Source organism: Christiangramia fulva (assembly GCF_003024155.1).
In the GTDB taxonomy this organism is placed as follows: domain Bacteria; phylum Bacteroidota; class Bacteroidia; order Flavobacteriales; family Flavobacteriaceae; genus Christiangramia; species Christiangramia fulva.
Genome location: NZ_CP028136.1, coordinates 2,493,249 through 2,514,886, shown reverse-complemented (window position 1 = coordinate 2,514,886; position 21,638 = coordinate 2,493,249). Strand labels below are relative to the sequence as shown.

Here is a 21,638-nt window from a genome sequence, read left to right as displayed (position 1 = left end):
ACAAATAAATGTTAATAATGTAGCAGGATAAAATTTAATATAATATTTTTATGATATCATTTTAATATCAACTAATCTTTTCAATCATGTCACAGGAAAAACTTCTAAAACCTTCGAATGGCTATTTTATGCTTTTCGTTTTTTTAATACTCTTCTTCGGAAGTATTGCCGGGATCATCCTAACAAAAAACTCGTGGTGGATAGCGGCTTTTGTTATCGCAATTTTCATTCTGCCGGGATTTATCCTGGTCAATCCGAATGAATCAAGAGTACTTTTATTATTTGGGGATTACAAGGGAACCGTAAAACAGAACGGTCTATTCTGGGTAAATCCTCTATTCTCAAAAAACAAAATTTCTCTGCGAGCACGAAATTTCGACAGCGAAAGGCTAAAGGTGAACGATAAACTGGGGAATCCGGTGATGATCAGTACTATCCTGGTCTGGCGAGTGCAGGATACCTATAAAGCTTCTTTTGATGTGGATATTTTTGAGAATTTCGTGGTGGTACAAACCGATGCCGCGGTTAGAAAACTTGCCAGTATGTATCCTTATGATAATTTTGCAGATGAAGGCCTGGAAGAGGAAATTACCCTTAGATCAAGCGTAAATGAAGTGAGTGATGCGCTGGAAAAAGAGTTGGAAGAACGCCTTGACATCGCAGGTATTGAAGTCCTTGAGGCCAGGATCGGCTATCTCGCCTATGCCAATGAGATTGCCAGTGCCATGTTGAAAAGGCAACAGGCAACCGCCATTGTTGCTGCAAGGCATAAAATTGTGGAAGGAGCCGTGAGCATGGTTGAAATGGCCCTGAACGAACTGAGTAAAAAAGAAATTGTTGATCTGGATGGCGAAAGCCGCGCAGCCATGGTTTCAAATTTGATGGTTGTCCTGTGTGGCGATAAAGACGCCTCTCCTATAGTTAATGCCGGGACTTTAAATCATTAAGATGAGAGTTTTTGTAGAAGAGCAAAGGTTTAAAAAGTGGTGGCTGTTTACCATGTTGGTGGCGCTCATCGGGGGAATTCTCCTGGCTTTTCTTTTTTCAGGAAATGACCCTCAGGCAAAAATTTCCATGCTCTTTCCACTAATAATGATCATCCTGGTTTTTTGGTTGTTACTTAGTATGAGATTACACACCCGGATCGATAATTATGGAATTGTAACCAGATTCAGTCCTTTTACTTTTTCAAAAAAACGATTTTCCTGGAACGATATTGAGAAATGTTACCTGAGAAAATATTCTCAACGGGAATTTGGCGGAAGAGGCCTGCGGATCGCGAAGAAGAAAAAGGCTTATACTATTGGGGGTAACCAGGGAATCCAGATTATTACGAAAGATCAGAGAAAATTTCTGATAGGAACCCAAAAACCGCTCGACGCAAAGAATGTTATCACTTACTACACCTATAAAAAAGAGGAAATATGAAGAAAATACTCACCGGATTTCTTATTATGCTATTCACCTTCAGTTTAAAAGCTCAGGATAGCACGTTTACAGAAAAAGAGATCGCTATTAACAATTTCACCGAAGGGACGCTTACCCTTCCGACAGGAAATAAAGCCCAAGACCTGGTCATCTTTGTTCAGGGATCAGGTCCTACTGACAGGAATGGCAATTCTCCTATGGCCAAAAACGACGGAATTAAGAAAATAGCACATGAATTGGCCGAAAACGGGATCGCTTCCTATCGTTTTGATAAACGCATCTTTAAAATGGACAAATATGGAATCAAGGAAAAAGACCTTCGGTTTGAGGATTTTGTAAAAGATGTTGAAGATATTATTACCTATTTCAAAAATAGTGATCAGTTTAAAAATATCATCGTTGCCGGTCATAGCGAAGGCTCTTTAATTGGAATGCTGGCAGCCAAAGCTCGTGCAGACGCGTTTATTTCACTGGCCGGAGCCGGAGAACCTTTTGATAATATTATTGTGGAACAACTGGCTAAACAGGCACCAAAATTAGCAGAAAATGCCCGCGCAGCCTTTGATGAAATGAAGAAAGAAGGTCAAACGAGCAATTACGCACCTATGCTTCAGTCAATATTCAGAGAAAGTGTTCAACCCTATATGCTGAGCTGGATCAAATACGATCCTGCTGAAGAAATTGCAAAACTGAATATCCCTGTTCTTATTATTAATGGCACGACAGATGTCCAGGTAGATACCAAAGAAGCAGAAATGCTCAAAAAAGGAAAACCAGATGCAGAATTGATTCTAATAGATCGCATGAACCACATTTTTAGAAAAGTGGATAGTGATGATATGCTGGTCAATACTAAAACCTATAATGAGCCCTCACGACCTCTGCATCCGGAATTGATTCCTGCACTCACTAAATTTATAAAAGACCTGAAATAACATGGGCAAAAAGAAAGCATTCGCTTTGCGGGTAGAAGAAGATATGCTTAAGGCTATTGAAAAATGGGCTGCCGATGAATTTCGCAGTACCAACGGGCAAATCGAGTGGATGCTTAACAAAAGTTTGAAAGAGGCTAACCGCCATCCAAAATCAAGAAAAAAAGAAGAATAATGTTCAAGATCATATTTTCTGATATTGACGGCACTTTATTGAATGCCGATCGTGAAGTTTCAGAATTTACCATTCAAACAGTAAAACAATTAAATGATGTTCCGTTTATCCTCATCTCTTCAAGAATGCCCGCTGCCATGCGGCATCTTCAGAATAAAATGGGAATCGGTGGTTTGCCGCTCATCAGTTACAATGGCGGCCTCATTCTTGTTAATGGAAAAGTGGTAAGTTCAACTGAAATTCCGCTGGAAATCCTTCAAAATTTACATGATTTCAATCAAAATGACCTTCACCTCAGCCTTTTTCATCATGATGAATGGTATGCGCCTCGTGTTGATTTCTGGACTCGCCGGGAAATCAGTAATACCAAAGTTCAACCGGAGATAAAAAGTAATTCTGAGGTCATTGAAAAATGGAAAAACGAATCTAAAGGTGCGCATAAGATCATGGTCATGGGAGAGGAAGAAAAGATCAATACTATATGGAATTTTCTGGAGGATAAATTTCCCGAAGAACTTCATTTATACCGCTCCAAACCAACATACATAGAAATTGCTCCAAAAAGTATTTCAAAATTGACCGCCGTTGAACATTTGCTTAAAAATCATTACCAAATACCAATGTCGCAGTGTCTGGCATTTGGCGACAATTATAATGATATTGATATGCTTCGTGGCGTGGGCATGGGAATTGCCGTGGGAAATGCCAAACCCGAAGTGCTGGAAGTTGCGCATATGGTTACTCATTCAGGAAAGGAAGACGGAGTGGCAAAAAGTATTGTAGAGTTGTTCAGGTTATAGATTCCCACCGGAGAAATTGAATAAAAATTGTATTTTGCCGGCCAACTGAAATTTTATGGAAAATACTCCTGTTTTCACCAATGATGCGATCGTTTTAGGTTTACTGATGATCGCTCTTGGTTTTGTTTTTTATACGTCCTCGCAAAAAGAAGGTTTCTGGAAAAAATTCTACTCGGTAGTCCCTGCACTGCTAATGTGCTATTTAATTCCTTCCATTTTCAGTTCACTTGGCCTAATTGACGATCAGGTTTCCGGCTTATATTTTATGGCCAGCCGTTTTTTATTACCGGCAGCCCTGGTTTTAATGACCCTTAGCATCGACCTTAAAGCGATTTTCAATTTAGGCCCGAAAGCTCTCATTATGTTTTTTGCAGGAACTTTAGGAATTATTCTTGGAGGTCCGCTGGCGATATTGATAATTTCGGCGATCTCTCCCGAAACCGTGGGTGGAGTTGGCCCAGATGCCATTTGGCGCGGTCTTTCCACTATTGCCGGCAGCTGGATTGGCGGCGGTGCCAATCAGGCGGCGATGCTGGAGATCTATGAGTACAACCCCGATCTTTACGGAGGGATGGTCCTTGTTGATATTGTGGTGGCTAATCTCTGGATGGCTGTCTTACTGATGGGAATTGGTAAGAATGAATCCATCGATCGCTGGCTCAAAGCCGATAATTCGGCTATTGAAGAATTGAAAGTTAAAGTAAGCAGTTATAGCGAAAGTGTAAAAAGAATTCCCTCCTTGCCAGATTTTATGATAATTCTTGCCCTCGCTTTTGGTGCTGTGGGAATTGCTCATTGGGGAGCTGATGAGATTTCGGCTTTTCTATTGAAGAATTTTGAAGTTTTCAGTGACAGCAAAAGTGCGCTTTCCTCGTTCTCTTCCCAATTCTTCTGGATGATAACCATAGCCACTGCGATCGGGATTATGCTTTCGTTTACCAGATTCAAATCTTATGAAGGTGCGGGAGCCAGTAAACTGGGAAGCATTTTTATTTATATTCTTGTTGCCACCATAGGTATGAAAATGGATTTGAGTATGGTTTTTGCTAATCCAGGGTTGATTGGGATCGGTCTCGTATGGATTCTCATTCATGTAAGTGTCCTTATCATCACTGCCAAACTTATCAAAGCACCCTACTTTTTCATGGCGGTGGGAAGCCAGGCAAATATTGGTGGTGCCGCCTCTGCTCCTGTTGTGGCTGCTGCTTTTCATCCGTCTCTTGCCACCGTTGGTGTATTACTCGCAGTATTTGGATATGTAGTAGGTACATATGGAGCAATTTTATGTACTATTTTGATGCAAATTGCCGCCGCCAGTTAGTATAAAAAACCGAAAAATATAAGATATTTGCCCTCCTAAAATTTGAATTATAAAATGAAAAAACTTGCTATTCTCTTTATTATCCTGGTTGCCTTTTCTTCATGTTCTGAAAAGACAGGTGATCTCGTGGTGAACGGCGAAGTGAAAGGATTGAAAAAAGGAACCTTATATCTTCAAAAAATTGACGATACAATTATAGTAAATGTAGATTCTGTAAAAGTCAATGGAGATCCCACCTTTACATTAACGACCGATTTGGAAAGTCCGCGAATCATGTACCTGTATCTAGACAAAGTTGACAATAGCCAATATGATGACAGGCTGGAATTTTTTGCCGAAAAGGGAACGATTACTATCAATACCACATTAAAGCATTTTGAAACTGACGCAGAGATAAAAGGTTCTAAAAATCAGGTAAAGCTTGAGGAATATCACAAGATGATGAGCCAATTCAATGATCAGAATCTTGACCTAATAAAAGCTAATTTTGAGGCTCAGAAAGAAAATGACGAAGAAAAATTGCTCGAAATTGATAAAAAATATAACAGCCTTCTTAGAAGAAAATATCTTTATACCGTCAATTTCGCCATTAATAACAAAGACCTTGAAATCGCGCCTTACCTGGCGCTTTCAGAGGTTTTTGACGCAAATATTAAATATCTGGATACCATTTATTCCTCTCTTGAACCTAAAGTTAAAAAATCTCAGTACGGCAAACAGCTAAAAGATTTTCTAAAAGAACGCAGGAAAGAGGAAAAACAGGAAGAAAATATAAAAGAAGAGCCGGTAGAAGATAATTCTTAAATTTTGCATATTCTTCGGAAAACTTTCTAAGCTAATCAAAATCGCCTTCTGAATTCCTTTCACTTAAAGGTTAATCGAAATTTTTCTTCCGAAAGAAAGGTCCAATCGGAAAAAATATTTCCTTTTTTAGATTTTCTCTTCTTCAGGTCTTAATATTCCTTTAAGGTCAATTGGCTGACATAATTCTTAACTTTGAGAAAAAGCCATTTTATGAAAATCAATAAGGAATATGACCTTATCTGCGCGGGCGGGGGAATTATGAGCGCAACTCTTGCTTTAATGCTTAAAATCATTGATCCCGATAAAAAGATCATCATTTTTGAAAGGCTGGAAAAGGTTTCCCAGGAAAGCACAAAAGCCTGGAACAATGCCGGCACGGGACATTCGGCTTTTTGTGAATTAAATTATACTCCCCTGCAGGATGATGGTTCTGTAGATATTTCAAAAGCAATTAATGTATTCCAGCAATTTGAGCGCTCGAAACAATTCTGGTCATTTCTTGTAAATCAGGGCTTAATTAAAGATCCCCATTCTTTTATCCATTCCGTTCCTCACCATGCCTGGGTGCGGGGAAAAGATAACTCTGAGTTTCTCAAAAAACGATATGAAGCCATGAGCTCTCATTTTATGTTTGAGACTATGAAGTATGCTGAAGATCATGATACGCTTCGCAAATGGTTTCCGCTTATCATGAGAGACCGCAGCGATGACGAAGTAATGGCGGCTACGCGAATGGAACTGGGAACAAGCGTGGATTTCGGTGCTCTTACTGAACAATATTTCAATATCCTTGAAGAGGAGTTTGACGTGCTCGTGATGAGAAAACATGAAGTGAAAGATATTGATCCAGATGGGCCCGAAGACTGGTCGGCGATTGTAGAAAATCTGGAAACCAAAGAGAAATTCTATTATGACTCACAACATATTTTCATTGGAGCCGGTGGTGGTGCGCTACCACTTCTTCAAAAAGTGGAAATCGAAGAAAAAGAAGGTTACGGCGGATTTCCGGTTAGCGGGCAATGGCTTTTTTGTAAGAATAGAAATATTGTGGAGCAACATGATGCAAAAGTGTACAGCAAGGCCGGAGTTGATGCTCCGCCAATGAGTGTGCCTCATTTAGATGCCAGGTATATTGATGGAAAAAAGGAGCTGTTATTCGGCCCTTTTGCAGGTTTCAGTACAAAATTCTTAAAAGAAGGCTCAAAAATGGATCTTCCAAAATCGATACGTTTCGATAATATTCCTTCCATGTGGGGAGTTTTCTGGCACAACCTCCCGCTTACCAAATATTTAATAGAACAGGTTCAAATGGATCATGAAGACCGGATGAACGATCTTCAGGAATTTGTAAAGAACGCCAAACCTGAAGACTGGGAACTTAAAATCGCCGGCCAACGGGTACAAATAATCAAACGTGATCAAGAACAGGGTGGAATTCTTGAGTTTGGTACTGATGTGGTACATAGCAAAGACGGAAAAATAACCGCTTTACTCGGAGCTTCACCGGGGGCTTCAACCGCGGTACATATAATGCTTAATGTCCTTAAGATAGCTTTTCCGGAAAAAATGGAAACGCCCGCTTATCAAAGAAAACTAGACCAGATGATCCCTTTCTGGAATAAAGATGTACGTGATGATGAGAGCGGTTTTAAAAAAGTACAGGCGAAATGTTCAGAAGCATTAAAACTCGAAGCGAGGCATTAAAATATTATAATTTCCTGCTAATACTCAGAGCGGACTTTCTCATCCCACTATATTTAAAGAAAAACTCCCCAAATGGGGAGTTAGAAGAGCCGGCAGAGGGATTCCATTCGCTTCGACTTGCTCAGCGCAGGCTTTTACGCTCAGGATAAACTTCTCATCCCACTATATTTAAAGAAAAACTCCCCAAATGGGGAGTTAAAAGAGCCGGCAGAGGGATTCGAACCCACGACCTGATGATTACAAATCAACTGCTCTGGCCAACTGAGCTATGCCGGCGCGGTATTAATTAAAGTGCATTCAATTTCTCAACCAATTTTGAAGCTCTCTCCTGAAGTTCTTTATTGATCTCGCTGAAATGCTTCTTTTTGTTTTCAATATCACGACGATTGATCTTTGCGATCAATTCATCAAAATCTTTAATGGCCTCATCAACGATAGCTTCACTTTTAGCCGGATCCTCTTTAGGATTCGCCATTTGGTGAATATAAGCAGCATCAATGATGTCTCCCATTACATAATTCACGTCTTTCTTCAATAATCTTTTACTAGGCATATCTTGTAAATTTCGGCTGCGAATTTAAGTCATTTTTCAATATGAAATTGAAATTCTGCAGAAATTTTAATTCAAATTTTTGCGTAAAACTGTTAGGGCTTCGGGCATATGCCTTGAAGCATTCATGCTGTTGAACTTATGGAGTAATTTACCTTCCTTATCAAAAATGAAAGTTTCCCTTCCGGGAAGGAGTCCGAGGAGGTTTGGTTGAACACCGAAAGCTTCACGGGCCTTTTTATCTTCATCGGAAAGGAGGATATAAGGCAACTCATATTTATCGGCAAAACTGGAATGTGAATCCTCAGAATCGGCGCTTATTCCTATAACTTCAGCTCCCAATTCTTTAAAATCTTCATAACTATCCCTGAAATTACAGGCTTCCTTTGTGCATCCCGGGGTAAAATCCTTTGGATAAAAATAAACCACGAAAGCTTTCCCTTTCAGCTCTTCAAAACTAAAATCATTTCCGTTCTGATCTTTTAGACTGATATTTGGTACCTGGTCTCCTTTTTTCAAATTATTCTCCTTTATAACTCACAAAATTGCGAGGTGTTTCATACAGGGTTACTTCCAGATCATGTTTCTTCTGGATCCTTTGACGAAGTTTATTCCAGATAACCACCGCAATATTCTCGGCAGTAGGATTAAGATCTTTAAACTCAGGAACCTCAATATTAAGATTCTTGTGATCAAAAGCCTCTTCAACTTCCTCGTAAATAAGTTCCTTTAAAATTTTAAGGTCCATTACAAAACCGGTTTCGGGATCTGGTTCCCCGGTAACAGAAACAGTGAGTTCATAATTATGCCCATGATAATTGGGATTGCTGCACTTCCCGAAGATCTCCAGGTTGCGCTTATCATCCCAGTCTTTTCGAAAAAGGCGGTGTGCCGCATTAAAATGAGCTTTTCTATGAACTGTTATTTTCATTAATGATGGATATGAGAATAGTATTTTTCAAAAATGATCTTAAACCATTCAGTATAAATATCGGGATTTTTTACCATATCTTCTTTCAGGTCTTCCAGCGACATCCATTTCCAGGCAGCGACCTCATCGGGATTAAGATCAGGTTCGCCTTCAAAATGACCGATCAGAATATGATCAAATTCATGTTCGGTAAGGCCATTATCGAAGGGTGCTTCATAAATAAACGAAATCGTATCTTTCAGGTCGCAGGTAAAACCCATTTCTTCCTGAAGGCGACGCTTTCCGGCCTCTATATTCGATTCCCCCTCGCGCTGATGACTGCAACAGGTGTTGGTCCATAATCCGGGCGAATGATATTTTGAAAAAGCCCGTTGCTGTATCATAAGCTCCTTCTTTTCGTTAAATACAAACACCGAAAACGCACGATGCAGCAAGGCTTTTTCATGAGCCTCGATCTTCTCCATCAGGCCAATCTGCTCGTCATTTTCATTTACCAGTATTACTTTTTCTGTAGCCATTCTTTTATTTGATGCCCAAATGTACAAAATCGGACTTTTCTATCACAAGATTGGTCATTAAGCAATTCCTAAAGTTTAAGTTTTCCTGTATAAAGATCGCAGTTTATGGATAATATGAATTCTGAACGACGGTTCTGTTCATGCTGTGCTTCAGAACAGGGAACCCCGTTTCTACAGTCATTTACAAGTTCAGTTTCTCCATAACCTCTACCCGATATTCTCGCGCGATCAATTCCCCGGCTAATAAGAAATTCTTTGGTTGCTTTCACTCTTTCATTAGAAAGGTTAATATTATAGGCATCATCGGCCCGGCTATCGGTATGTGAGCGAATATCGATAAGCAATTCAGGGTATTCAAGCATATAATCGGCAATTTGTTCCAGTTCCCGGCCTGCTTTCGGCTTAATTTCAGCTTTATCCAGATCAAAAAGAATAGGGTCCAGATTGAGCATTTTTCCCAGGTCATCTCCTACTCTTGCCGCAAAGATCTTATCGCCAAGTTCATTCTGAAATCGGATGATATTTTCCCTGCGCTTAATTTCAGTTGCGTAAAAACTCCAGTTTAAAAATGCCCTGATAGCCGCGATATTGGCCGGACCGTCACCCGAAATATCATGCGAAGCCTGGTACATAACAAGCCCGTTCGAGGGATTACCAAAACCATGACCATAAAGCAAAACACAGCCGGGACCATAAGAAAGCGAAGGAACATCAGGCGCAGTGGGATCAATAACGATCTCTTTTACATTTTCCCGCCAGGCGTTGGCTTTCTTGGGATAAAATATTCTTTCTGAACCATTCAGCATGGCTTTATCTGAAACCCCAATATATTGCGAAACAGGATCGGCCGGCAGCCTATGCTCGTATGGAGGGGTGGCATAACGGTGTTCATGAAAAGGAATCAAGCCTGTGGTTCGTGCTCCCGCAGCACCCGCTGAAAGGAAGTTTAGCTGAATCAGTTTTGATGAATTACCGATCTCAACATATCCATATAGATTTTCCATCTGACTTGCAGCGTGGCAGCCCGCCCAGATCGCGCCTTTATATTTCGTATTCCAGATATAGAGGTTTTTATGAGTCTCAAATTTAGGCTCGGCATGAGGCATCACAAAAATATCATCGCAAATGTCCAGTTCCCATGGATTTTTCCAGTTAGAAGCGTCATTCCCTCCATAAGCCGATGAGGGTATCAATGCAGCTTTAAAAAAGTTCAAAGCGATACTGCCATTCTGTTTATCAAGCGTCCACTTCGGATCTACCGATAATTCAGTAAAAACGGGCAATTTTTTATCTTCTTTCAAAAAGGAACCAACGATTCCTTTTGCTTCCCAGTTGCCAATAAATTCCTTTAAATCTTCAGAAATATAAGAAACAGGAATAATGAAGGATCCGGAACGGAAATCTTCCTCACCAAGGCTAAAATCAATCCCATCTTTTTCTTTTTCAGGATTGATCACCCATTTTATTTCTACCGGAAAATCCCTGAGAACCCTGTAAATAAACCCATAAGGCTTGAGTGCATTCGATTTAGTCTGGGGGGTTAAACCCAAATTCAGCGCATAAGAACCCGCCGGGATGACCTCGTATTTTGTCTGGGCTCTAAAAGAAATCCCATAAAAAAATATACAGAAATATAATCCGTAAAATTTCAGGTTCTGAAGGGTAAAACGCATATTGTATAAAAACTCCGCGGAAATTAGGGTATAAATTACTGATTTTCCCCAGATTTATACTTCAAAATGAAGCTAATTATCATCTAAAGGCTGTTTCAGAAAAGCTAAAATAATAGTACTTTTGCCGCTCGTAATTCAAGGCCATGAAGCAGTATCAGAAAGAGATCAATAAACGTCGAACTTTTGGGATCGTTTCCCACCCGGATGCCGGTAAAACCACGCTTACCGAGAAATTGCTTTTATTCGGTGGTGCGATCCAGGAAGCGGGAGCGGTGAAATCGAATAAAATCAAAAAAGGTGCTACCAGTGACTTTATGGAGATCGAGCGCCAGAGAGGAATTTCGGTCGCAACCTCAGTGCTTGCTTTTGAATACGAAGGAATCAAGATCAATATTCTCGATACTCCCGGTCACAAGGATTTTGCCGAAGATACCTTCCGAACACTTACCGCTGTTGATAGTGTGATAGTGGTGATCGATGTCGCCAAAGGGGTTGAGGAACAAACGGAAAAACTCGTGGAGGTTTGCCGAATGCGCAATATCCCGATGATCGTGTTTATCAACAAACTGGACCGGGAAGGAAAGGATGCCTTTGAATTGCTGGATGAAATTGAACAAAAACTGAATCTTACCGTTACTCCCCTGAGTTTTCCTATCGGAATGGGATACGATTTTAAAGGGATTTACAATATTTGGGAAAAGAATGTGAACTTATTCACTGGCGATCCTCGAAAAGATATCGAAGAAACCATCGAAATAGATGACCTCTCAACTTCTGAACTCGATGAATTAATAGGAAGTAAAGCTGCTGATACGCTTAGGGAAGAGCTGGAACTTGCCCAGGGTGTTTATCCCGAATTTGATCGCAAAGCCTATCTTGAAGGAAGGCTTCAGCCGGTATTTTTTGGTTCGGCCCTGAATAATTTTGGCGTAAGAGAACTTCTTGATTGCTTTATCACTATTGCTCCGCCTCCGAGACCTAAGGAAAGCGATACCAGAATTGTAAAACCTGATGAAAAAGATTTTACAGGTTTCGTTTTTAAGATCCATGCGAATATGGATCCCAAGCACCGCGACCGACTCGCTTTTGTCAAGATCGTTTCAGGAAAATTTGAAAGAAATAAGAATTATCTGCATGTCCGCCAGGGAAAAAACATGAAATTCTCATCACCTAATGCTTTTTTCGCTGAAAAAAAGGAAGTGGTTGATGTTTCCTGGCCGGGAGATATCGTGGGACTTCACGATACCGGAAATTTTAAGATCGGCGATACACTAACCGAAGGCGAACAGTTAATGTATAAGGGAATCCCGAGTTTTTCACCGGAGCATTTTCGTTATATCAATAATGCCGATCCCATGAAATCGAAACAGCTGGAAAAAGGAATTGACCAGCTGATGGATGAAGGCGTGGCGCAGCTTTTCACCCTTGATCTAAACGGAAGGAAAATTATTGGAACCGTTGGAGCCCTTCAGTTTGAAGTTATTCAATATCGCCTGGAACACGAATACGGAGCCAAATGTACTTACGAAAATTTGAATGTTTTTAAGGCTACCTGGGTGGAACCTGAAGATCCTAAAAATGAAGAATTTGCTGATTTTAAGAGGGTAAAAGCAAAATTTCTTGCAAAAGATAAATCAGGACAGATGGTGTTTTTAGCCGATTCACAGTTCAGTTTGCAAATGACGCAGCAAAAATACCCGTCAATTAAATTCCATTTTACATCGGAATTTTAATATTTGGGACTTTATCCTGAACTTGTTTAATGACCTCCAAAGATGTTGAAACCTGCCTGGCGCAGGCAGGCACATTCTTGTTTCTTCTAAAATCTATGTCACATTGAGCGGAGTCGAAATGTGACGACACGAATATTATTAATAATTTGGAAAAAACCCTTAGAGATGCTGAAACCTGCCTAAGGCAGGCAGGCAAGTTCAGCATGACCTCATTTTTGTTTCTTCCAAAATCTATGTCGTATTGAGCGGAGCCTAAATGTGATTTCTACTATCCTTTTATAATTTAAAGCGAAGTACTTCAAATTTTACTATTTTCGGGACAAAGATTTTCTATGCACCAAATAGACCAGTTTATTGCTGATTTCGCCTCTTTTGTCTGGGGTATTCCTTTAGTTATTCTTTTGATCGGCGGCGGACTTTTCCTGCTGATCTATTCAAGATTCATTCCTTATCGGTATTTAGGTCATTCCATAGAAGTTCTCAGGGGAAAATATAATAATCCGGATGATCCCGGAGATATCAACCATTTCCAGGCACTTTCCACGGCCCTCTCCTCTACGGTGGGAATGGGAAATATTGCCGGTGTGGCAGTTGCCATTGCAGTTGGTGGTCCCGGCGCGATCTTTTGGCTTTGGATAAGTGCTGTCGTGGGAATGGCTACGAAATTTTTCACAAATACGCTTGCAGTAATGTATCGGGGCAGGGATACCGAAGGTAAAATCCAGGGTGGTGTGATGTATTTTATCGTGGAAGGATTAGGTCGAAAATGGAAACCCCTGGCCACTTTTTTTGCGATCGCAGGCCTTGTAGGTGCTTTACCGGTTTTTAATGTGAACCAGCTTACTCAGGCGATCAACTATATTCTTTTAAAGCCTAATAATATTGAAACCGGCTTTACTTCCAGCCTGATAATCGGCATTTTCCTCACCATTATTACCACTGTTGTGATCATTGGCGGACTCGATCGGATAAGTAAAACCGTTTCCAGGCTGGTTCCGGCCATGGTCCTGCTCTATTTTGCGTCGGTGCTAATAATTCTTTTTGTAAATTCTGATGTTGTATTGCATTATTTCGGCCTCATATTTATTGACGCGTTTGCGGCGAATAATTATAAAGGTGATCCGCTTTTAGGCGGAATGCTTGGCGGATTGATCTTACTGGGAATTAGACGCGGCGCTTTTTCAAATGAAGCCGGTATAGGAACTGCTACTATGGCTCACGGAGCGAGCAAAACCACTGAACCAGTAAGGGAAGGATTGATTGCCATGCTTGGGCCTGCAATAGATACCCTCGTGGTCTGTACGTTAACTGCAATGGCTATTCTGGTTACAGGGGTTTGGCAAAGTACCGATGTAAACGGCGTAAGCCTTACTGCGGCAGCTTTCGATCAGGCTATTCCCTATGTTGGCAATTATTTGTTGCTGTTGTGCATCCTTGCATTTAGTATTTCCTCGCTTTTCTCCTATTCGTATTACGGTACAAAATGTCTTTCATTCCTCATTGGTGCCGAAAACAAGAAGTATTACAACTATGTTTATATTCTCAGTATCCTTCTGGGGGCAACCACTACCCTGAGTTTTATTCTGAACCTTATAGACGGTTTTTTTGCTTTAATGGCTATTCCAACCATGATCTCAACACTTATCATGGCACCGCGCGTGATGAAAGCAGCGAAAATCTATTTTAAAAAGTACACTTAAACTACTTTGAATAAAATTTGTTGATACTCTGGATGAGTTTCTGAATATCTTCTGAAGTATGTCCACCAGACAGAACGATTTTGCTCAGTAATGGTGATTCGGGTAATGGATAATGGAAATTTGTGGTGATGATATTTTCTGAAAACAGGTGATCGGTGAGCTTTTCGTTCTCATAGGTAAATACTGGATGAACAGGTAAACGTACGGCTTCAAATTCTGCAGAAGTCAATGAATTAAAATTTTCAATATGCTTTCTGACCTTCCGAATTCGATCCTTTACAAGAATTTCCGAATCGAGTAAAGTTTGTAAAGCCGCGGGGGAAGGCGGACTTCCACCACCATAAAATCCAAGATTCCGCAGATCGTTTATTCTTTTTTTAGATCCAGAAATAATTCCACAGGGAGTGGCCAGCGCTTTGCCAAGAGATCCGCAAATGATCAATTCTTTCGGCTTTAATTTTTTTAAATAATAATTCAGTCCAAAACCATCTTCACCGATTAGTCCAAAGCCATGGGAATCGTCAATGACCAAAATAGTGTTTTCCAGGTTTATTTTTTCAAGCCATTCAAAATCGGGGAAATTATTTCCATCAAAATCGATGCTGTCAAGAAATAAAACAGTTTCTTTTTCAGAAGTATTTTCAGCAGTGATTTCCTGTTCAAGGGCCGAATATTTATCAAAAAGACGGCTTTCCCTTCCTATAAGAGCAGGATGCGTATTAGGCGCGCAGAATTGCTGATAATTCTTGCTGCTGAAATAATGCAAAAGCATCCGGCCCGCCAGAAATCCGGAAGAAACACATATCGCATCTTCACAATTGGTTTTTCCGGCTATAAAATCTTCAAATTCTTCAAAAACCGAAAGCCTGATATTGGCCTTACGGGAAGCTCCGAAGTTAGTACCGTACTTTTTTATATTTTCAATTAATGTCTCCTGAAATTCAGGATCATACTGCAGTCCGAGATAAGAGGTACCTCCAAAATATAGGAATTCACCCTTATCTGTATTAATGATTCTTCCGGCGGCCTGGTCTAAATAAAATGTCATTCGGTAAGTCTCACTCCGCTTCCGTTCTCTTCAGGAAAAATGACCTTTCCATCTTCAAGAATATTCACACCGGTCGCGATATCATTTTTCAGAAGCAGGGCACCATCCATATCTACATAATCCAGTTGTGGAAGTAATTGCGCAATCGCCGAAATCCCAACGCTGCTTTCGGTCATACAACCCACCATCACTTTAAGCCCCTGACTTTTTGCATTTTTGATCATTCGCAAGGCAGGTGTTAATCCGCCGCACTTGGTGAGTTTAATGTTGATCCCATCAAAATAACCCACACATTTATCAACATCTTCCTCTACAATACAGCTTTCATCAGCAATGATCGGCAGTGCAGAATTCTCCTGAAGCTTTTTCAGACCCTTAAAATCATCGGCAGTTAAAGGCTGCTCGATAAATTCCACCCCAAGCTCTTTCAGTATTTTGGAATTTTTAATGGCCTGATCGGCAGTCCAGCCACAATTTGCATCCACACGAAATTTAGAATTGGTGTGTTTCCGAAGTTCCTTCACGATCTCCAGGTCATGATCAGTGCCCAATTTGATCTTATAAATAGGCCACGGCTGTTCCTTCATCTTCGCCACCATTTTCTCAATACTGTCAAGGCCAATTGTGAAATTACTGACCGGATATTTCGAATTATCGGTATTCCAGATCTTATAAAGTGGTTTTCCCTGGAGCTTTCCGTACAGATCATGAGCCGCAAGGTCTAAAGCGCAAATACTGAAATTTGAAAGTCCTTTAGAGACCAGAAAAACATGAAATTTTGCCGGCGTTTCGAAATCGAAGTTTTCAATTTCATCACGAATTTCTTCAATTTCAGATTTCATACTTTCAACCGTGATCTTATAATAAGGATTGGATGTCGCCTCCCCGTACCCGGTTTCATCATTAAGGTTCAAACAGGCGATGAGGGTATCCTGGGTGTCATGCGACTCCCGCGAAATGGTAAAAGTATGCTTTAATTGAAGTACGTATTTTTTAAGCTCCAGTTTCATATAACTTCAGAAGAAAATGTTAAGTACAAAAAGGTTTACAGGTCTTATCGACGGCAATTTTCATCTTTTAAATAAAAGAATTTTCTTAAAATTAAGCCTGACCTGTAGGGCCGAAATTTAAAGGGATCGGAGCTTTTTCGTAATCGCGAATTTCTCCATGAGCCTGCTCGAATTTACTGATATTATCCCCCAGGGCTTTTAAAAGTCGTTTGGCGTGCTGCGGAGTAAGAATAATTCTTGAACGAACCTTGCTCTTGGGCCGCCCGGGCATGATATTTACAAAGTCAACCACAAATTCTGAAACAGAATGGTTGATAATTGCAAGATTGGAATAGGTTCCTTCAGCAACCGATTCGTCCAGCTCTATATTGATTTTCTGACCTTTATTTTTTTTCTCTTCGCTCATAATATTGGTTTTTTTCAATTTACTTATTTAATCTTAGAAATATGATTTTCAGCGTTTGTAAAAAATATAATCTGAAACCACGGGATCGATTCCATCATTCCTGAAATCGGTTGCCAGCTGCCCCCGGTGGTAGGTAGAATGGTTTATTATATGAAAAAGAATATCCCGAACCCTGTTCTTATAACTCACGCCTTTGCTGTTTTGATAGACCACCACTCTTTCAAGATCGTCATTTTTCAGAATTTCCATTGAATTCTCATAATTTCGATTTTCGAGAGCTTCAAGTTCCTTTTTTCCATGTTTCTTCCAAACATCTGTTTTAATTTCATCGCCACGTATCCTGGAATTCCAGATTTTCTGGGCATTCAGAATATGAGACATCAGATTTTCCGATCTCTCGGAAATCACATGTTCCAGATCGCCATCATTGAATTTATTAATCAGAATGATATTAAAATGATGAGAGTATTCGAATAGTTCCTTTAAAAATTCCTTCATATTTCAAATATCGGCATAAAAAGAAAAAGGCCCGCGATTGCGAGCCTTTTTTCAGTATTTATCATAAAGAAATTAGTTAAAATTCACTTCCTGTTTTCTCTCAAGCATTTCGTCAAATTCTTCTTTAGAACCAACAATAATGCTATCGTATCTTCTCATACCTGTACCTGCAGGAATTCTATGTCCTACAATTACATTTTCTTTCAATCCTTCAAGTTCATCGATCTTACCGCTAACCGCAGCCTCGTTCAACACCTTGGTAGTTTCCTGGAAGGAAGCAGCCGAAATGAACGATTTTGTTTGTAACGAAGCTCTGGTGATACCCTGAAGCACAGGATTTGCAGTCGCAGGAACAACATCCCTGGCAGTCGCAAGATTCTTATCTTCCCTTCTAAGAATAGAGTTTTCATCTCTAAGATCCCTTGGAGAGATAATTTGTCCTGGTTTTAGTCTTTCAGAATCTCCGGCATCTTCGATCACTTTCATTCCGAACAACTTATTATTCTCATCGATGAAATCATCTTTATGAACCAGCTGATTTTCAAGGAAAATAGTATCGCCCGGATCAACGATCTGAACTTTACGCATCATCTGCCTTACAACAACTTCGAAGTGTTTATCGTTAATTTTCACACCCTGAAGTCTATAAACTTCCTGAACTTCATTCACAAGATACTGCTGTACAGCATTTGGACCTTTAATGTTCAGGATGTCTTCCGGAGTGATGGAACCATCAGAAAGCGGCATACCGGCTCTCACGTAGTCATTTTCCTGAACAAGGATCTGGTTAGAAAGTTTGACAAGATACTTTTTAACCTCACCAAGTTTAGATTCTACGATGATCTCACGGTTACCACGTTTGATCTTACCAAATGAAACCACACCGTCGATTTCAGAAACTACAGCAGGATTCGATGGGTTACGCGCTTCGAAAAGCTCGGTTACCCTTGGAAGACCACCTGTAATATCCCCTGCTTTTGAAGACTTACGTGGAATCTTAACCAGGATCTTACCAACTTTGATCTTATCGCCGTTGTCTACCATCAGGTGAGCACCTACCGGCAGGTTGTATGAACGAATAATTTCATCTTTCTTACCAAGAATATGAAGCGTTGGAATAAGCTTTTTATTACGGGATTCAGAAATTACTTTTTCCTGGAATCCAGTCTGCTCATCGATCTCAACCTGGTAAGTTACCCCCTGTTCAACATTTTCATACTTGATCTTACCGGCAAATTCAGAAATAATCACCCCGTTATATGGATCCCATGTACAAATCACATCTCCTTTTTGAACTTCAGCACCATCTTCAATATTGATCTGTGCACCGTAAGGAATGTTATTGTTACTTAGAACCACACCGGTCTTCTTATCTTTGATCTTGAGTTCGGCAGTACGTGAAATTACGATGTTGGCGGTACCTCCGTCAGGAGCTTCACCTTCAACAACCTTAAGATCTTCAATTTCTGCTATACCGTTGAACTTGGCTTCCAGTTTATTTTCTTCAGAAATGTTACCTGCAATACCACCCACGTGGAAGGTACGAAGAGTCAACTGTGTACCCGGCTCACCAATAGACTGAGCGGCTACAACACCAACAGCTTCACCCGTCTGAACAATTTTGTTCGTTGCCAGGTTACGACCGTAACATTTGATACAAATACCTTTTTTAGCCTCACAGGTCAATGGAGAACGTACTTCCACACTTTCAATTGGTGCTGCATCGATTTTCTCCACGATCTCTTCAGTGATTTCCTCATTGGCAGCTACCAGTAATTCTTCAGTAGAAGGATCATAAACGTCATTTAATGAAATACGTCCAAGAATTCTTTCACCCAGAGATTCAACGATCTCTTCGTTTTTCTTCAATGGTCGAACTTCAACTCCTCTAAGAGTTCCACAGTCATCTTCATTTACGATCACATCCTGAGAAACATCCACAAGACGACGGGTTAAATAACCAGCATCAGCTGTTTTAAGAGCGGTATCGGCAAGACCTTTACGCGCACCGTGAGTCGAAATAAAGTATTCAAGAATCGAAAGACCTTCCTTAAAGTTAGAAAGAATAGGGTTTTCGATAATTTCACCTCCACCAGAGTTGGATTTCTTAGGCTTGGCCATAAGTCCTCGCATACCGGTAAGCTGACGAATCTGCTCTTTAGAACCACGGGCTCCGGAATCAAGCATCATATACACCGAGTTGAATCCTTGCTTATCTTCACGAATACGTTTCATCGCCAATTCGGTTAGACCGGCATTGGTAGATGTCCAGATATCAATAACCTGGTTATAACGCTCGTTATTGGTGATAAGACCCATATTATAGTTACCAATGATACCTTCAACCTGCTCGTTTGCATCGTCGATCATGGTTTGTTTCTCTTCAGGAATGATAATATCACCAAGGCTGAAAGAAAGTCCACCACGGAAAGCGAATCCATAACCAAGTTCCTTGATCTTATCAAGGAATTCAGAAGTTTCAGGTACACTTGTAATTTTTAAAATTCTACCAATGATCTCACGAAGTGACTTTTTGGTCAATACTTCATTGATGAAACCTGCTTTTTCAGGTACGGTTTCGTTGAATAAAACTCTACCTACAGTGGTTTCTATGATCTGGAAAACAAGTTCTCCTTTATCGTTAAAATCTTTGGTTCTGATCTTGATTCCCGCGTTCAGGTCTACTTTCTTCTGGTTATAAGCTATAACAAGCTCTTCCGCAGAATAGAAAGTAAGTCCTTCACCTTTTACAGGCTCTTCATCAGTAGATTTTTTATGCTTGGTCATATAATAAAGACCAAGAACCATATCCTGAGAAGGTACTGTAATTGGCGAACCGTTGGCAGGGTTCAGGATGTTATGAGAAGCAAGCATTAAAAGCTGTGCTTCCAGAATAGCCTCAGGCCCAAGTGGAAGGTGAACCGCCATCTGGTCACCGTCAAAGTCGGCGTTGAATGCCGTACATGCCAGTGGGTGAAGCTGGATTGCTTTACCTTCAATAAGTTTAGGCTGGAAGGCCTGGATTCCCAAACGGTGAAGTGTTGGGGCACGGTTCAATAATACCGGATGACCTTTAAGTACATTCTCCAGTATATCCCAAACTACAGGTTCTTTTTTATCGATGATCTTTTTAGCCGACTTCACAGTTTTTACAATTCCTCTTTCGATCAGTTTTCTGATGATAAAAGGCTTGTAAAGCTCTGCCGCCATGTTTTTTGGAAGACCACATTCGAACATTTTCAATTCTGGTCCCACAACGATCACCGAACGTGCCGAATAATCCACACGTTTACCCAGCAGGTTCTGACGGAAACGCCCTTGTTTTCCTTTCAATGAATCTGAAAGAGATTTCAACGGACGGTTAGAGTCAGTTTTTACTGCTGATGATTTTCTTGTATTATCGAACAATGAATCTACCGATTCCTGAAGCATACGTTTTTCATTACGCAGGATCACTTCAGGAGCCTTGATCTCCATCAATCTTTTCAGACGATTGTTACGAATAATTACACGGCGGTAAAGATCGTTCAAATCTGAAGTCGCAAAACGTCCACCATCAAGAGGTACTAAGGGTCTCAATTCTGGGGGGATTACAGGAACCACCTTCATGATCATCCATTCCGGAAGGTTCTCGCGGTTTACGTTCGCGTCACGGAAAGCTTCCACAACCTGAAGACGTTTAAGTGCTTCAGTTTTACGTTGCTTGGAAGTTTCATTATTCGCTTTATGTCTTAACTCGTATGATAGCTCGTCAAGATCTATTCTTCTCAATATCTCGATAAGACATTCAGCACCCATCTTCGCAATGAATTTATTTGGATCGCTGTCTTCTAGATATTGATTTTCCTGAGGAAGTTCATCAAGAATATTAAGATATTCTTCTTCCGTAAGGAAATCCATTTTCTTTAAAGGTTTTCCGTCTTCATCTTTCGCATTTCCAGGCTGGATCACCACGTAACGTTCGTAGTAAATGATCATATCCAGCTTCTTGGAAGGCAGCCCTAATAAATAACCAATTTTATTAGGTAATGAACGGAAATACCAAATGTGTGCAACAGGTACAACAAGGTTGATGTGCCCCACGCGGTCTCTACGTACCTTTTTCTCGGTAACTTCAACACCACAACGGTCACAAACGATCCCTTTATACCGAATTCTCTTATATTTACCACAGGCACACTCATAATCCTTTACAGGACCAAAAATACGCTCACAAAACAATCCGTCACGCTCAGGTTTGTGCGTACGGTAGTTAATGGTTTCAGGTTTTAGAACTTCACCACGAGATTCCGCGAGGATAGACTCGGGAGAAGCTAAACCTATAGAGATCTGGTTAAACCTCTGCACTGTATTTTTATCATTATTTCTAGCCATACTTATAGTATTCAGTATTTAGTATTCAGTAGT

The 21,638-nt window shown here is 40.4% G+C and carries 20 protein-coding genes and 1 tRNA gene; 10 read left to right on the top strand and 11 right to left on the bottom strand.

What is annotated here, in order from left to right; all coding sequences use genetic code 11:
* Nucleotides 1–86 precede the first annotated feature (86 nt).
* The 8 genes from C7S20_RS11195 (at nt 87) to mqo (ending at nt 7,164) form a co-directional block, all read left to right on the top strand.
* Nucleotides 87–947: an SPFH domain-containing protein gene (locus C7S20_RS11195; protein WP_107012545.1), complete on the top strand. Its 861-nt coding sequence runs from the start codon at nt 87–89 to the stop codon at nt 945–947.
* 1 nt (nt 948) lies between these two features.
* Entirely contained in the window at nt 949–1,428 is a 480-nt protein-coding gene (locus C7S20_RS11190) for a hypothetical protein (RefSeq protein WP_107012544.1), read from the top strand.
* A complete protein-coding gene (locus C7S20_RS11185) occupies nt 1,425–2,363 on the top strand; it encodes an alpha/beta hydrolase family protein (protein ID WP_107012543.1) in 939 nt (312 codons plus the stop codon). The genes C7S20_RS11190 and C7S20_RS11185 overlap by 4 nt, the downstream gene beginning before the upstream one ends.
* Before the next feature lies 1 nt (nt 2,364).
* Nucleotides 2,365–2,535: a type II toxin-antitoxin system antitoxin gene (locus C7S20_RS11180; RefSeq protein ID WP_107012542.1), complete on the top strand. Its 171-nt coding sequence runs from the start codon at nt 2,365–2,367 to the stop codon at nt 2,533–2,535.
* Nucleotides 2,535–3,335 (top strand): HAD family hydrolase, encoded by an 801-nt coding sequence (locus C7S20_RS11175; protein ID WP_107012541.1) that lies wholly within the window; start codon nt 2,535–2,537, stop codon nt 3,333–3,335. The genes C7S20_RS11180 and C7S20_RS11175 overlap by 1 nt, the downstream gene beginning before the upstream one ends.
* Nucleotides 3,336–3,390: 55 nt before the next feature.
* Nucleotides 3,391–4,656, top strand: coding sequence for a DUF819 family protein (locus C7S20_RS11170; protein WP_107012540.1), 1,266 nt, complete (start codon nt 3,391–3,393; stop codon nt 4,654–4,656).
* Nucleotides 4,657–4,710: 54 nt separating this feature from the next.
* Entirely contained in the window at nt 4,711–5,460 is a 750-nt protein-coding gene (locus tag C7S20_RS11165; RefSeq protein ID WP_107012539.1) for a DUF4369 domain-containing protein, read from the top strand.
* Between the two features lie 210 nt (nt 5,461–5,670).
* On the top strand, nt 5,671–7,164 hold the full coding sequence (mqo, locus tag C7S20_RS11160) for a malate dehydrogenase (quinone) (RefSeq protein ID WP_107012538.1): 1,494 nt from the start codon (nt 5,671–5,673) through the stop codon (nt 7,162–7,164).
* Nucleotides 7,165–7,366: 202 nt separating this feature from the next.
* Here mqo and C7S20_RS11155 read toward each other — a convergent pair.
* The 6 genes from C7S20_RS11155 to C7S20_RS11130 form a co-directional block, all read right to left on the bottom strand.
* Nucleotides 7,367–7,440, bottom strand: a tRNA-Thr gene (locus tag C7S20_RS11155).
* 10 nt (nt 7,441–7,450) lie between these two features.
* Nucleotides 7,451–7,717, bottom strand: a complete 267-nt coding sequence (locus C7S20_RS11150) for a hypothetical protein (protein WP_107012537.1) — start codon at nt 7,715–7,717, stop codon at nt 7,451–7,453.
* Nucleotides 7,718–7,783: 66 nt separating this feature from the next.
* On the bottom strand, nt 7,784–8,233 hold the full coding sequence (locus C7S20_RS11145) for a peroxiredoxin (RefSeq protein WP_107012536.1): 450 nt from the start codon (nt 8,231–8,233) through the stop codon (nt 7,784–7,786).
* A gap of 1 nt (nt 8,234) precedes the next feature.
* Nucleotides 8,235–8,645 (bottom strand): 6-pyruvoyl trahydropterin synthase family protein, encoded by a 411-nt coding sequence (locus C7S20_RS11140; RefSeq protein WP_107012535.1) that lies wholly within the window; start codon nt 8,643–8,645, stop codon nt 8,235–8,237.
* Nucleotides 8,645–9,163: an isopentenyl-diphosphate Delta-isomerase gene (idi, locus tag C7S20_RS11135; RefSeq protein WP_107012534.1), complete on the bottom strand. Its 519-nt coding sequence runs from the start codon at nt 9,161–9,163 to the stop codon at nt 8,645–8,647. The genes C7S20_RS11140 and idi overlap by 1 nt, the downstream gene beginning before the upstream one ends.
* A gap of 68 nt (nt 9,164–9,231) precedes the next feature.
* Nucleotides 9,232–10,836: an OmpA family protein gene (locus C7S20_RS11130; RefSeq protein WP_107012533.1), complete on the bottom strand. Its 1,605-nt coding sequence runs from the start codon at nt 10,834–10,836 to the stop codon at nt 9,232–9,234.
* Between the two features lie 143 nt (nt 10,837–10,979).
* Between C7S20_RS11130 and C7S20_RS11125 the strand changes: the two genes are divergently transcribed.
* Together C7S20_RS11125 and C7S20_RS11120 are read left to right on the top strand one after the other, a co-directional pair.
* A complete protein-coding gene (locus C7S20_RS11125; RefSeq protein ID WP_107012532.1) occupies nt 10,980–12,569 on the top strand; it encodes a peptide chain release factor 3 in 1,590 nt (529 codons plus the stop codon).
* 332 nt (nt 12,570–12,901) lie between these two features.
* Complete coding sequence (locus C7S20_RS11120; RefSeq protein ID WP_107012531.1) at nt 12,902–14,269, top strand: alanine/glycine:cation symporter family protein; 1,368 nt, start codon at nt 12,902–12,904, stop codon at nt 14,267–14,269.
* Between the two features lies 1 nt (nt 14,270).
* On the opposite strand, the gene C7S20_RS11115 is transcribed toward C7S20_RS11120, so the two are convergent.
* The 5 genes from C7S20_RS11115 to rpoC form a co-directional block, all read right to left on the bottom strand.
* Complete coding sequence (locus tag C7S20_RS11115; RefSeq protein ID WP_107012530.1) at nt 14,271–15,317, bottom strand: aminotransferase class I/II-fold pyridoxal phosphate-dependent enzyme; 1,047 nt, start codon at nt 15,315–15,317, stop codon at nt 14,271–14,273.
* Complete coding sequence (locus tag C7S20_RS11110; RefSeq protein WP_107012529.1) at nt 15,314–16,327, bottom strand: dipeptide epimerase; 1,014 nt, start codon at nt 16,325–16,327, stop codon at nt 15,314–15,316. The genes C7S20_RS11115 and C7S20_RS11110 overlap by 4 nt, the downstream gene beginning before the upstream one ends.
* Nucleotides 16,328–16,418: 91 nt before the next feature.
* A complete protein-coding gene (locus tag C7S20_RS11105) occupies nt 16,419–16,733 on the bottom strand; it encodes a DUF3467 domain-containing protein (RefSeq protein WP_107014211.1) in 315 nt (104 codons plus the stop codon).
* Between the two features lie 48 nt (nt 16,734–16,781).
* A complete protein-coding gene (locus C7S20_RS11100; RefSeq protein WP_107012528.1) occupies nt 16,782–17,231 on the bottom strand; it encodes a DinB family protein in 450 nt (149 codons plus the stop codon).
* 72 nt (nt 17,232–17,303) lie between these two features.
* A complete protein-coding gene (gene rpoC / locus C7S20_RS11095; protein WP_107012527.1) occupies nt 17,304–21,605 on the bottom strand; it encodes a DNA-directed RNA polymerase subunit beta' in 4,302 nt (1,433 codons plus the stop codon).
* Nucleotides 21,606–21,638: the final 33 nt, after the last annotated feature.